Raw genomic sequence first — 13704 nt, forward strand, 5'->3', positions numbered from 1 at the left:
GCGAGGCACCGAGTGGTGGGGCAAAGACCTTTTGGTTACTTTTGGGGCGTTTGCCAAAAGTGACCCGCTGTAAGAGCGGAACCATAGGTGGCCGTTACCGCAGCAATGGATATGTACACAAACCAACCCACCGCAAATCAAGCATTCCCCGCCAACCTCAACCGAGCCGCCTGAGTAAAATCCAACATCCGCTTCAGCGGTCTAACCGCCTGCGGAATCACCGAAGGCTCAACAAAAATCTCATTACTCCCCTCACGCAAGCACTGCAGCGTGCGCTCCAGGGTATTCATCGCCATCCACGGGCAATGCGCACAACTGCGACACGCCGCCCCATTCCCCGCCGTCGGCGCCTCGACAAACACCTTGTCCGGACACAACTGCTGCATCTTGTAGAAGATGCCCCGATCAGTAGCCACGATAAACGTCTTGTTCGGCAACCGCTGCGCCGCCGCAATCAACTGGCTGGTAGACCCCACCGCATCCGCCAACTCGATCACCGACGTCGGCGACTCCGGGTGCACCAGAATCGCCGCGTCCGGGTACAACGCCTTCATGTCCTCCAACTGCTTGGACTTGAACTCCTCGTGAACGATGCACGCACCATCCCACAGCAACATGTCTGCACCCGTCTGACGCTGGATATAGGTGCCCAGGTGCTTGTCCGGCCCCCAGATAATCGTCTCGCCGTTATCCATCAGGCTTTCGACAATCTCCAGCGCACAACTGGAAGTCACCACCCAATCAGCACGGGCTTTCACCGCCGCCGACGTGTTGGCATATACCACCACCGTGCGCTCAGGGTGCTGATCACAGAATGCCGAGAACTCATCCACCGGGCAGCCAAGGTCCAGAGAGCACGTGGCTTCCAGTGTCGGCATCAGGATGCGTTTTTCAGGCGTGAGGATCTTGGCCGTCTCCCCCATGAATCGCACGCCCGCCACCAATACGGTCTTGGCCGGGTGCGCCGCGCCGAAGCGGGCCATTTCCAGGGAGTCGGAGACACAGCCACCGGTTTCTTCGGCCAGGGCCTGAATCACCGGGTCGCAGTAGAAGTGTGCCACCAGCACCGCGTCCTGAGCCTTGAGCTCGGCGGCGATGGCGGCGCGGTAGCCCGCCTCTTCTTCGGCGCTCAGCACCTTGGGCTGCTTGGCGTCGAGGTGGGCTTGGACCAGAAGGCGTTCGGAAATTTGCGTCATGTTCGCAAGACCTGCAGGCGCAGTTGCGCGAAAGTCGAGTGTACCACCGGCTCTGGAGCCTTTCGGGCGCCGCCGGACGAAGTGATTGTGTTCATCAAGCACGGTGAAGCTGCGCAAGGCTACAGAATATCGAATGGTTTCAAAAGCCTAATCTGGGATTCGGCCAGGCATGAAAAAGGGAAACCCGGCCAGGGGTTTCCCTTTTTTACAACGACCGGTTTAACCGGGCAAAGCGGACGGATCGTCTTGCAGCAACGCCCACTGATGCATGTTCGCCAGGGCATCCTTCAGGATGGTTTCATCGGCGCCCTTGGCACTCTTGCCTTCCCGCGCCGCATATTCCAGCAGTACCAGGTAGTCGCGATGGCTGGTGGCCTCGTTCGGTACCACGCTGTCTTTAACCAGTCGAGCCATCTCGTATCGCTGGGTGCGGGTGTTCTGGCTGGCGCTTTGGTCCACGGAAGCGTTGGTCAGGAAGCCATCCTTGTAGGTGATGTTCGCCGCACTGCTGGCCTTGTCGTCGACCTGCACATAGAGGTAGTTCTGCGACTCGCGCCTGGTATCGAAAGCCGGCGGCTTCCCGCCATCCAGGCCCTGATGGAAACTGGCCTTGAGGCTTGATCGCTGGACCTGATCGATCGTGCGATTGGAGAGGTCATTGCCGCCGATGCGCGTTTTCTGGGAAATCCCATAGGCAAACGTATCGGTTTCCCCAGGGCGCGCCGGGTTGGGGGAGCTGGCCGCCTGGCTGATGGAGGCCTTGAAATCCGCCAGGCCCGTCAGCAGGCCTTGATCTGCCGCGCTGCGGGTCAGCGGCGCAGGCGCTTTGGCGCCCTGCGGGTAGTTGCTGTTCATAGCGGTAAACGCATCCTTGAACATCGCCATCAGGTCAGCATCGGCTTTGCCCCGCGCCTGGGCCTTGTCGAACTGGGCCAGGTAGCTTTTCAGCGCGATTGCCTGTTGCTTGGCGTTGCCGAGGATGCCGGCGTTCTTCAGGTCGACCGAGAGATTCACTTCCCCCTCCGGGCTACTCATGCGCGTGGTGCGGCCCTGGCTGTCCGCATGGAATGCAAGCGTGAGGTCGTCAGTATTGCTCACTTTCAATTTGCCGCTGAGGTCCACCGAAGCCAATACGCTGGAATCAAACTGCGTCAGCTTGCTCAGCTCGAGTTTCGGCGGCTGGGCGGCCAGGCCGTCGATCGCGTCCTGGAAGGCTTCGCCCAACTTGGCGACTTCCTTGAGTTCGGCGGCGCTGAGGGCGCCACCGTCCACCTTCGCCTGCGCGGCCAAGCCTCCCAACTGGCTGGCCAGGCTGAAGGTGACGGTCTTGCCGCTGGCCGTCTTGACGGTCAGGCTGACCAGGTTGTCGGCCCTGCTGTGCAGCAGCGCCTGTTGAACCTTGAGTTCGGCGGGGCTTTGGGTCCTGGAAGAGCTGGTGCTCAGCGCCGACTGGGAAATGTCGGTACCGCTCTTCGCAAATTGCTCAATCAGGGTGGCGCCCAGGCCGCTGAAGCCTGTGCCTCTGGGCAGTGCAGGGAAATTCGTGCTGATCGCTTTGGTGACCGCATCGTCGCTGTCACTTTCCCAGGCATTGATCGGCCCATGGCCGGGCAATTGGCCGTTGCGGGAATACGTCTCGGCTTGAACGTCCACCGTGACATTGCCAAGGCTGACCACCGAGGAAGGTCGCACGGCAGCGGCGTCCGTTTCTGGCGCCTGCGTAGCTGGCGGGGTAACGGCGGGTCGATTGGTAAGGGCGATGGCGGAGCTGATCGGCGAAAGCGTAGTCATGACGATCCCTGTCTTGAGCTGGATTGCAGCCAATTTAACCAAGACAGGGAAGGTTTGGTAGCGCGACCGATACAATTGCTAGCAAAGAGCCATGTCAGAAAACTGACTCTTTGCCCTCTTCCGGTGCATCAGAAGCGGTAAGTCACCGAACCGCCGAAACCGTTGGCGCTGTTTTCATACTTGGCGTCGTAGGTCAGCGCCAGTTGCGGATTATTGTCGCGGACCTTGATCGGCTCTTCTTTCAGGTAGGAATAAGCGACGTCGAAGGTCAGGTTATCCACTGGCGTCCAGCCGGCGCCCAAGCTGAACACCGTGCGATCGCCCGTAGGAATACGTACGGACCGGTCGGTGTTGTTGGTGGGCGTCTGGTCCACCGAAAAGCCGGTACGCAGTACCAGTTGCTTGTTCAACTGGTACGACAGGCCGATGGCGTGAGACCAGGTGTCATGCCAGTGCTGTTCTTCGGTGATGGAGTTCAGGCCGGCCAGTTCGGTGGCGAGGTCAGAGACGCCACTGTTGTTGATCGTAATCTTCTTCAACTGGCTCCAGCGGGTGTAGGTGCTGCCGACGTACAGGGTCCAGTCATCGTTGAGTTTATGGGTGACCGAGAAGTCCACGGACGACGGCGTGGTGACATCCAGCTTGGCGTCATACCGCTGCGGGCCGCCATCCACCAGGTCGGTGAGCACCCCCGAGGCGTTGGTTTTGCCCGACAGGTGATACACAACCTGCGAGTGGTAGGTCACACCAATGCGCGTGCTTTCAATCGGCTGCACCAGGATACCGGCGTTGAAACCGGTGGCGGTGTCGTCGCCCTTGACCTTCACGTTTTCCGTGCCGAGGCCAAATGCCGGGACCTTGGAGTCCAGTTCGCCACTGATACGGTTGAAGGTCGGACCGAAGCCCACCGAAACCTTGTCGTTGAAGGCATAGCTGACGGTTGGCTGCACGGTGATGACTTGAACCTTGCTTTTGTTGCCAAAGCCATTGCCCTGGAAGCTGTGTTCATAGTCGGTCACGAGGCCGAACGGCGCGTAGATTCCCAGGCCAAACGCCCAGTGTTCATCAATCGGCGTCACCAGGTAGCCCATCGGTACGGCGATGCCGGGGACCATATCGCCTTTGTTGGTGCCGGGGTTGTCCACGCCACCTTGGCTGGAACTGGCGTCCTTGATGTTCGACTTGGCATCCAGGTAGGTCGCCCCGATGCTCACTTCATTCTGCTTGAGGCGAGACATGCCCGCCGGGTTGCCGAACACCGTGCTGGCGTCATCCGCGGAGGAGGAACGCCCGGCGTAACCGGTCCCCATTGAACTGATGCTTTGTTCGTTGAGGGCGAAACCACCGGCAAACAAGGAAGTGGAGGCAAGGGAAATCGACAGCGCCAAAGCGCTCTTGAAGAGTTTTTTATTCATTATTAGAACTCGAATTATTGGGCAGCGAGAGGAAGCTACCAATCTTCGAGCGGGCAAATTATGAAGAGTTTTTCATGCGCAAAATTGTCCGACAATCCTATTTCTTTCAAAGACTTCGACGGTTTTTCCAGCACTTATTCAGACCCCGGAACCTGAATATGACTGACGGGTTTTAATCTCGCCGTCACGCTTGGAGCATGCCGGATTGCCTGCCATCGAATAAGCGTGAAGGCGCTGGTGATATAAGTGTCACAATGACATGATGACGACCATTTAACACGCGTGGCAGCACTCAAATGAATAGCACTATCGGGACGGGTCCTGAGACAAACAGCCCACCTGAATCTGGCGAGAGTGATTTGTCCGCCGCGGGCCTCAACCACAGCGAAGCCTTCACCGAACGCGTGCTTGCCAGCATCAACGATTGCATCAAGGTGCTGGACCTCGACGCCCGCCTGACCTTCATGAGCGAAGGCGGCAAGCAGATCATGGAAGTCAGCGACTTCAATGCGATCCGCGGCTGCCCCTGGCCCGACTTCTGGCACGACCAGGGCAATCTCGATGCCAAGGCTGCCGTTGAGGCCGCCAAGGCCGGTCGCAATGCCAGCTTTGTCGGCGCTGCCCACACCCTGGCCGGCAACCTTAAATGGTGGCACGTGAACGTCAGCCCGATCATGGGCAGTGACGGCCTGCCGGAGAAAATCCTCTGCGTATCCCGGGACATCACGCCCCTGCGCGAAGCCGAAGAGTCCCTGCGCAAACTCAACGAGTCCCTGGAACAGCGGGTGGTCGAACGCACTCGCGATCGCGACCGTATCTGGCGCCTGTCGCCGGACCTGATGCTGGTGGCACAACTCGACGGTGTGATCTCCGCCGTGAACCCGGCCTGGACACGCATGCTCGGCCACGCCGAAAACGACCTGGTGGGCAGCCAGTTGCTGGCCCTGGTTCACCCCGACGACCTGGCCGTCTCATCCTCGGCGGTCAGCCGTTTGGGCGATGGCAAGAACTTCCCCAATTTCAAGAACCGTTACCGCCACCAGGACGGCAGCTACCGCATGATCGCCTGGACGGCCGTGCCCGACAGCGACTACATCCACGCCGTGGGCCGTGATATCCAGGCTGAGGAAGAAGCCAAGGAAGCCCTGCGACTGTCGGAAGACGCCCTGCGTCAGTCACAGAAACTGGAAGCCATCGGCCAACTCACTGGCGGTGTCGCACATGATTTCAATAACCTGCTGACGGTGATCAAGTCCTGTGCCGACTTGCTCAAGCCACCTGCCCTGAGCGAAGCACGCCGCGTGAAATACGTGGAAGCCATCGCCAGCACGGTCGACCGCGCGGCCCGCCTCACGGCCCAGTTGCTCACATTCGCCCGCCGCCAGGCTTTGCGACCCGAGGTGTTCAACGTCGGCGAAAGTGTAAAGCGGGTGGGCGAGATGATGGACAGCCTGACCGGTTCACGGGTCAAGGTAAGCATCCAGGTGCCTGACGACGCCTGCTTTATCAACGCCGACGAAAGCCAGTTCGATACCGCGCTGGTCAACATGGTGGTGAACGCCAGGGATGCCATGGCCGGCAACGGGCATTTGACCATCACCGTTTCGACGGCAAGCTGGCTACCCTCGGTTCGCGCTCACCCGGTACGTGTCGCCGATTACGTGACCATCGAACTGGCGGACACCGGCTCGGGTATCCCGCCGGAAAAACTCGACGCGATCTTTGAGCCCTTCTACACCACCAAGGGTATCGGCCAGGGCACCGGCCTGGGCTTGTCCCAGGTGTACGGCTTCGCCAAGCAATCAGGCGGGGAAATCCTGGTACAGAGCGAGTGCGGCAGGGGTAGCCAATTTACGCTGTACCTGCCCAAGGTCGAGCCAAGTGCCATGCCGGTACCTCAAGACACCAGCGCTTCGCCCATCATCTCAGGCTTGTGCGTGCTGATGGTCGAGGACAACGCCGATGTGGGCCTGTACACCTCGCAAACCCTGGAACAGATGGGCTTTCACGTGCTGTGGGTGCCGGATGCGAACAGCGCGCTGGAAGCCCTGGCCCCCAACCCGGAAAGCTTCCAGGTGGTGTTCTCCGATATCTCCATGCCCGGCATGAGTGGCCTGGAGTTGCTGGACGCAATCGAAGCCTTGTACCCATGGCTGCCGGTGGTGCTCACCACCGGCTACAACGACGAATACGCGCGTATCGCCCAGGAAGAAGCCAGCCGTTTTGTCTTGCTGCAAAAGCCGTATTCCACCGAGGTGCTGGCCCTGCTGCTGCAAAAAGTCGTCAAGAGCCGCCTGCCCCTGGTCGCACAAGGCTAGACCGCAGGCCGGGTCGTGTCCGGAACATTCCCCATCTCCAGGGCCAGATCCAGCCAGGCCCGCGCCGCCGGTGGCAAGTGCGCCTGTCGCCGCCAAGCCAGGGCGATGTGCCAATCAGTCTGGGGCTCGTCCAGCTGGATCAGGGCGATGCCGGCGTGCAGGTGTTTGTAAGCCAGCATGCTCGGTAGAAACGCGACACCCAGGCCTGCGGCAACCAGGTCGACGATAAAGTCGATCTGGGCACTGCGGGCGGTGATACGCGGGACTACGCCTCTGCGCTCGCAGGCTGTGAGAATGATCCGGTTAAGCGCAAACCCGGCCTCGAACAGAATAAAGGGCGAGTCAGCCAGGTCGGAAAAATCGACGCTTTTACGCCCGGCCAAAGGATGGTCGATCGGCATCACCACCATCAGTGGCTCGACGCGCACATCCTGATATTCAAATTCTCCCGCCACCGGTACCAGCAACGCGGCCAGGTCCACCTCCCCGGCCTCCAGGCATTCGCCCAACTTCTTGCTGCCATGCTCGATCAGCTCGATCTCGATTTCCGGATAACGCTGTCGATACAAGGCAAACATCGCCGCAAACAGCACCCCACTGCCCACCGGCGGCAAGCCGATGCGCAATACACCGCGCTTGAGCCCCAGCAAGTCGTTGATCTCGGCCACCAGGTCACTGCGCTCCGCCAGCAACACCAGCGCTCGGCGGTAGGCAATTTCGCCGGCGGCCGTGAGCTCGCTCTTGTGGCCGATGCGATTGAACAGCGGCGTGCCCAATTCATCTTCCAGAGTCTTGACCGCCTTGCTGACGGTAGACTGGGTGAGCGAAACCACCTCGGCTGCTTGTGAGAAGCTGCCCTGGCGAACTACTTCGACAAAGGCCAGCAACGTACGAAGGTTCATGAGTATTCCGTTTGCGACTTGATTCAAGTTGGAAAAGTTGTTTTTACCATGAAAGGCCTTTGTCTATCCTCACCCCACCGTTTTCTTCACTCGGGGCATCACTGTTCATGATCATTTCGTCTGCATCGGATTACCGCGAAGCCGCCCGCCGCAAACTGCCGCGTTTCCTGTTCGACTACATCGACGGCGGCGCCTACGCCGAACACACCCTCAGGGCCAACAGCTCCGACCTGTCGGATATCAGCCTGCGCCAGCGCATCCTGCGCAACGTCGAAAGCCTGAGCCTTGAAACCACGTTGTTCGACCAGCCATTGGCGATGCCGGTGGTCCTCAGCCCGGTGGGCCTGACCGGCATGTTTGCCCGGCGTGGTGAAGTCCAGGCGGCGAAGGCGGCAGCGAACAAGGGCATTCCGTTTTGCCTGTCGACCGTTTCCGTGTGCCCGATCGAGGAAGTGGCGTCCCAGAGCCCGCAATCGATCTGGTTTCAGCTGTATGTGCTGAAAGACCGCGGCTTCATGAAAAACGCCCTGGAGCGCGCCCAGGCCGCCGGGGTGAAAAACCTCGTGTTCACGGTCGACATGCCCACCCCCGGCGCGCGTTATCGCGACGCCCATTCGGGTATGTCCGGTGCCTACGGGCCGCAACGCCAAATCCTGCAGGCCATGACCAAACCGGCCTGGGCCTTCGATGTGGGCCTGCTGGGTCGCCCCCACGACCTGGGCAACATCTCCAAGTACCTGGGCAAGCCCACCCAACTGAAGGACTACATCGGCTGGCTGGCCAACAACTTCGACCCTTCCATCAGTTGGAAAGACCTGGAGTGGATCCGCGAATTCTGGAAAGGCCCGATGATCATCAAAGGCATCCTCGACCCACAGGATGCCAAGGACGCGGTGAGCTTTGGTGCCGACGGCATCGTCGTCTCCAACCACGGCGGGCGCCAGCTGGATGGCGTGCTGTCCACAGCCAAGGCACTGGCGCCTATCGTACAAGCCGTGGGCAGCGATCTGACGGTGCTGGTGGACTCCGGCGTACGCTCGGGGCTGGACGTGGTGCGCATGCTCGCGCTGGGCGCCAAGGGCGTTCTGCTGGGCCGTGCACAGGCTTACGCACTGGCCGCCGACGGGCAGCGTGGCGTGGAGAACCTGCTGGATATCTTCGCCAAGGAAATGCGCGTGGCCATGACGTTAACCGGAGTCACGTCGATCGCCCAGATCGATGAGTCGATCCTGGTGCGCAGCCAGGGTTGATCAGTGCAGCGACCTCGGAACATCCCTTCCGGGGTCGCCCACAGATATTTCTAAATGTTTCTTCATAAAGCCAAACCGTCATTAAACAGACACATTTCAGGAATTAAATCGTCACGTCCCAGGCAGGTGGAGCCCTCCACCTGCCCCCTTCCTTTGAGGTGTCGTCGTGATGTTGCTGACCAAAAAGAGTCTGTCAGTGTTGTTCACTGCCCTGTGCCTGAGTGGTGTCGCTCACGCCACTGACGTCACGGGCGCAGGCTCCAGTTTCGTCTACCCGGTGCTGTCCAAGTGGTCCCAGGAATACAGCAAAAGCTCCAGTGACCGGATCAACTACCAGTCCATCGGCTCCGGTGGTGGTATCGCCCAGATCAAGGCGGCTACCGTGGACTTCGGTGCGTCCGACGCGCCGCTGTCGGCGGATGAACTGAAGGCCGGCGGCCTCGGCCAATTCCCAAGCGTGATTGGCGGCATCGTGCCGGTGATGAACGTCGAGGGCGTTGCAGCTGGCCAGCTGAAACTCGATGGTGATGTGCTGGCGAAGATCTTCCTCGGTGACATCAAGGCCTGGAACGACCCGGCGATTGCCGCCCTCAACCCCGGCTTGAAACTGCCGGGCGCGAATATCACCGTGGTCCACCGCTCGGACGGCTCGGGCACCTCGTACAACTTCACCAACTACCTCTCCAAGGTCAGTGATGGCTGGAAAACCAAAATCGGTTTCGGCACCACCGTGCCGTGGCCGGTCGGTGTGGGCGGCAAGGGTAACGAAGGTGTTTCGGCCTACGTGAAGCAGATCAAGAACTCCATCGGCTTTGTTGAATACGCCTACGCCCTGCAAAACAAGATGACCTACGCCTCACTGAAGAACGCGTCCGGCAAATTCGTCGAGCCCAACGCCAAGGCCTTCCAGGCAGCAGCTGATACTGCCGATTGGGCCAACGCCCATGACTTCAACCTGATCATGACCAACGCACCGGGCGAGAACGCGTGGCCGATCACGGCGACCACCTGGATCATCATGTACAAGCAGGCAAAAAACGCCGAGCAAAGCCAGGCCGCTTTCAACTTCTTCAAATGGTCGTTGGAGAAAGGTCAGCAGCAGGCTGCGGCATTGGACTACGTAGCGTTGCCCGATTCCCTCGTGACCCGGATCGAAGGTTACTGGAAGTCTGACTTCGCCCACTGATCCGCCTCTATAGCCCCCTTCCTCAAGCATGTGCATGCTTGATGGAGGCGGGTGAGCACTTCTGATATGAACGACACCGTGCAACCCCTGGTTATGACTACTCACGCAAGCGACGTGTCGGGTGATAGCCGCGCCGCTCGCGATCAGCGCCACGATCTGTGGTTCAAACGCTCGATGTTCGGGGCCGCGATGCTGGTGCTGCTGCTCTTGGCAAGCATCGCCGCCTCCACCCTGTGGGGCGGTGGCCTGGCCTTCAAGACCTTCGGTTTCGGTTTCATCACCAGCACCGAGTGGGATGCGGTCAACAACCACTTTGGCGCCCTGGTACCGATCTACGGCACCTTGGTCACCTCGTTGCTGGCGTTGATGATTGCGGTGCCGGTGAGTTTCGGCATCGCGATTTTCCTCACCGAAGTGGCGCCGCCCTGGCTCAGAATGCCGGTCGCCTCCGCCGTTGAATTGCTCGCGGGCATTCCCTCGATTATCTATGGCATGTGGGGCCTGTTTGTTTTCGGGCCCTTTATGGCTGAACACTTGTCACCCTGGATCAACGATTACCTGGGTGCGCTTCCGTTTATTGGATCGCTGTTCCAGGGGCCACCGCTGGGCATCGGGATGCTGACCGCCGGCATCGTGCTGGCGATCATGATCACGCCGTTCATCACGTCGGTGATGCATGAGGTTTTCCGCAGTGTGCCGACTCAATTGAAGGAGTCGGCCTACGCACTGGGCAGTACTACCTGGGAAGTGGTGTGGGACATCGTCCTGCCCTACACCCGTTCGGCAGTGGTCGGCGGGATCTTTCTCGGCCTCGGTCGCGCCCTGGGTGAAACCATGGCCGTGACCTTCGTGCTGGGCAACGCGCAACAGTTCTCCGCCTCGTTGCTGATGCCCAGCAGTTCCATCGCGTCCGTCATCGCCAACGAGTTCAGCGAGGCGTACACCGACCTGCATCGTTCGGCGCTGATCGCCCTGGGCTTCCTGCTGTTTATCGTGACATTCGTGGTGCTGGCACTGGCGCGGCTGATGCTCATGCGCCTGTCCCGCAAGGAGGGCCTATGAGCAGCAACGAACGCCTGTACCGCAAGCGTGCCTTGAAGAACCGGGTGGCCATGCTGCTCAGTTGTGGCGCGACAGTCTTTGGCCTGCTGTGGCTGGCGTGGATTCTGCTGACCACCATCATCAACGGCTTTCAGGCGCTCAACCTGCGCCTGTTTACCGAGATGACGCCGCCACCCGGAACAGACGGCGGCCTGGCCAACGCGTTTTATGGCAGCGCCCTGATGTCCGGGATAGCGCTGCTGATTGGCACGCCCATCGGACTGATGGCCGGTATCTGGCTGGCGGAATTCGCACGGCACTCGCGCCTGGGTACCACGGTGCGTTTCATCAACGACATCCTGCTGTCCGCGCCGTCGATCGTGCTGGGCCTGTTCATCTACACCGGGGTGATCCTGCCGCTGAACCTGCTGACCAATCACCAGGTAGGTTTCTCCGCCATTGCCGGTGCCCTGGCGCTGGCCTTGCTGGTGATTCCGGTGGTGGTGCGCACGACCGACGAGATGCTCCAACTGCAACCTTCCACCATGCGCGAGGCGGCCCTGGCCCTGGGCGTACCCCAGTGGAAACTGACGTTGCAAATCGTGTTGAGAGCGGCCAAGGCCGGCGTGGTGACCGGCATCCTGCTGGCGCTGGCGCGGATTACCGGGGAAACCGCGCCGCTGCTGTTCACCGCCTTCGGCAACCAGTTCTGGAGCAGCAACCTGCTCAAGCCGATTGCCAGCGTGCCGGTGGTTATTTTCCAGTACGCCATGAGCCCCTTCGATGACTGGCACTCCCTCGCATGGGCAGGCGCCTTGGTACTGACGATGTTCGTGCTGGTGCTGAGCTTGCTGTCTCGCCTGATTCTTTTGCGCAATAGGTCCCACTGATGCAATCGACCCGCCTTGATCCTGAAAAAACCAAAATCCGTGTCCGTGGGTTGGAGTTTTTCTACAACAACCAACGTTCGCTGAAATCCATCGACATCGACATTCCGGAAAAACGCATCACCGCGATCATCGGCCCATCGGGCTGCGGCAAGTCGACCTTGCTGCGGGTGTTCAACCGTATCTACTCGATGTACCCGAAGCAGGAAGCCCGCGGTGAAGTGCTGCTCAATGGCGAAAACATCCTCGCCCCCGGCTATTCGATGAACCGCCTGCGCAGCCACGTCGGAATGGTCTTCCAGAAGCCGGTACCGTTCCCGATGTCGATCTACGACAACATCGCCTATGCCGTGCGTCACCACGAAAAGCTGTCGCGCCGGGAAATGGATGATCGAGTCGAGCAAGCCTTGCGCGGCGGCGCGCTGTGGGATGAGGTGAAGGACAAACTCAAACAAAGCGCCCAGAGTCTTTCCGGCGGACAACAGCAACGCCTGTGCATCGCCCGCACCATTGCGCTGCGCCCACAGGTATTGCTGCTGGATGAACCGACCTCGGCGCTCGACCCGATTTCCACCGGGCGCATCGAGCAGTTGATCACCGAGCTAAAAGAGCAATACACGGTGATCATCGTGACCCACAACATGCAGCAGGCCGCCCGGGTGTCGGACAGCACGGCGTTCATGTTCATGGGCGAACTGATTGAGCATGGCAATACGGATGAGATCTTCACCAAGCCGAAGATGAAACAGACCGAGGACTACATCACCGGGCGGTTTGGCTAGCTTTAACAAAAAAGCCGATCACTCTCTGTCGCGAGAGTGATCGGCTTTTTACTGGGCAAAAAAAAACCCGGAAATCCTCACTTGCGTGGGCCTTCCGGATTTTCTAAACCGCCAAAAATGGTGGGTCGTGTGGGATTCGAACCTACGACCAATTGGTTAAAAGCCAACTGCTCTACCAACTGAGCTAACGACCCGCTGTGTGGTGGCGCGTATAATACTGATTTCTAAGGATTATTCAACACCTTATTTAAAATAAATCAGAAATAACGCGTTGGGTCAGTCATTCCGGCCGCTTGGAAGCCCTCTGCACGCAGTCTGCAGCTGTCGCATTTCCCACAAGCGCGACCATCAGTGTCTGCCTGATAGCAGGAAACAGTCAGCGAGTAATCGACGCCAAGTCCTACGCCTGCCTTCACGATATCGGCCTTGCTACGGTTCTGCAGTGGCGCCAGGATGCGAAAGCCCTGCCCTTCTACACCGGCCTTGGTCGCCAGGTTGGCCATGCGCTCGAACGACTCGATGTACTCGGGGCGGCAGTCCGGGTATCCGGCGTAGTCCAGGGCGTTGACGCCGATGAAGATGTCGCGGGCATTGAGCACCTCGGCCCAGCCGAGGGCCAGGGACAGGAAGACCGTGTTGCGTGCCGGCACGTAGGTCACCGGAATGCCTTCGCTGGGGCCTTGCGGCACGTCGATGGAGCTGTCGGTCAGCGCCGAGCCACCCATGCCGTCGAGATTCAGGCCGATCACCTTGTGCTCAACCGCGCCCAGGTCTCGGGCGACACGGGCGGCAGCGTTCAGTTCGGCACGGTGACGCTGGCCGTAGTCGAAGCTCATGGTGTAGCAGCTGTAGCCTTCTGCACGAGCCATGGCGACCACGGTCGCGGAGTCGAGGCCGCCGGACAGCAGGATCACCGCACGTTTTTGATCAGTCATC

General features: G+C 59.9%; 11 protein-coding genes and 1 tRNA gene. 6 read left to right on the plus strand and 6 right to left on the minus strand.

Annotated elements, in window-relative coordinates; translation table 11 throughout:
• Window positions 1–137 precede the first annotated feature (137 nt).
• From nadA to HX805_RS23825, 3 genes are all read right to left on the minus strand, one after another.
• A complete protein-coding gene (gene nadA, locus HX805_RS23815; RefSeq protein ID WP_003209852.1) occupies window positions 138–1196 on the minus strand; it encodes a quinolinate synthase NadA in 1059 nt (352 codons plus the stop codon).
• 219 nt (window positions 1197–1415) lie between these two features.
• Window positions 1416–2987 carry a lactate dehydrogenase gene (locus tag HX805_RS23820; RefSeq protein WP_218167419.1) on the minus strand — a complete coding sequence of 524 codons (1572 nt, stop codon included), beginning with the start codon at window positions 2985–2987 and terminating at the stop codon, window positions 1416–1418.
• A gap of 128 nt (window positions 2988–3115) precedes the next feature.
• Window positions 3116–4402, minus strand: coding sequence for an OmpP1/FadL family transporter (locus HX805_RS23825; RefSeq protein WP_003209847.1), 1287 nt, complete (start codon window positions 4400–4402; stop codon window positions 3116–3118).
• Between the two features lie 359 nt (window positions 4403–4761).
• On the opposite strand from HX805_RS23825, the gene HX805_RS23830 reads away from it, so the two are divergent.
• Window positions 4762–6720, plus strand: coding sequence for a PAS domain-containing sensor histidine kinase (locus HX805_RS23830; protein WP_087692901.1), 1959 nt, complete (start codon window positions 4762–4764; stop codon window positions 6718–6720).
• Here HX805_RS23830 and HX805_RS23835 read toward each other — a convergent pair.
• Window positions 6717–7622: a LysR family transcriptional regulator gene (locus HX805_RS23835; RefSeq protein ID WP_003209844.1), complete on the minus strand. Its 906-nt coding sequence runs from the start codon at window positions 7620–7622 to the stop codon at window positions 6717–6719. The genes HX805_RS23830 and HX805_RS23835 overlap by 4 nt on opposite strands.
• 107 nt (window positions 7623–7729) lie before the next feature.
• On the opposite strand from HX805_RS23835, the gene lldD reads away from it, so the two are divergent.
• The 5 genes from lldD to pstB all read left to right on the plus strand — a co-directional run bounded on the left by lldD (window position 7730) and on the right by pstB (window position 12768).
• Window positions 7730–8872 carry an FMN-dependent L-lactate dehydrogenase LldD gene (gene lldD / locus HX805_RS23840; protein WP_003209842.1) on the plus strand — a complete coding sequence of 381 codons (1143 nt, stop codon included), beginning with the start codon at window positions 7730–7732 and terminating at the stop codon, window positions 8870–8872.
• Window positions 8873–9041: 169 nt separating this feature from the next.
• A complete protein-coding gene (gene pstS, locus HX805_RS23845; protein ID WP_003209841.1) occupies window positions 9042–10058 on the plus strand; it encodes a phosphate ABC transporter substrate-binding protein PstS in 1017 nt (338 codons plus the stop codon).
• Window positions 10059–10124: 66 nt separating this feature from the next.
• Entirely contained in the window at window positions 10125–11120 is a 996-nt protein-coding gene (gene pstC / locus HX805_RS23850; RefSeq protein WP_177081673.1) for a phosphate ABC transporter permease subunit PstC, read from the plus strand.
• Window positions 11117–11989: a phosphate ABC transporter permease PstA gene (pstA, locus tag HX805_RS23855; RefSeq protein ID WP_003209837.1), complete on the plus strand. Its 873-nt coding sequence runs from the start codon at window positions 11117–11119 to the stop codon at window positions 11987–11989. The genes pstC and pstA overlap by 4 nt, the downstream gene beginning before the upstream one ends.
• Complete coding sequence (gene pstB, locus HX805_RS23860; RefSeq protein ID WP_003209835.1) at window positions 11989–12768, plus strand: phosphate ABC transporter ATP-binding protein PstB; 780 nt, start codon at window positions 11989–11991, stop codon at window positions 12766–12768. The genes pstA and pstB overlap by 1 nt, the downstream gene beginning before the upstream one ends.
• Before the next feature lie 118 nt (window positions 12769–12886).
• On the opposite strand, the gene HX805_RS23865 is transcribed toward pstB, so the two are convergent.
• Both HX805_RS23865 and queC read right to left on the minus strand, forming a co-directional pair.
• Window positions 12887–12962: transfer RNA gene (locus tag HX805_RS23865), tRNA-Lys, on the minus strand.
• A gap of 63 nt (window positions 12963–13025) precedes the next feature.
• On the minus strand, window positions 13026–13703 hold the full coding sequence (gene queC / locus HX805_RS23870; RefSeq protein ID WP_177081659.1) for a 7-cyano-7-deazaguanine synthase QueC: 678 nt from the start codon (window positions 13701–13703) through the stop codon (window positions 13026–13028).
• Between the last annotated feature and the right edge of the window lies 1 nt (window position 13704).

Source organism: Pseudomonas sp. G5001, from assembly GCF_013385475.1.
Classification (GTDB): Bacteria; Pseudomonadota; Gammaproteobacteria; order Pseudomonadales; family Pseudomonadaceae; genus Aquipseudomonas.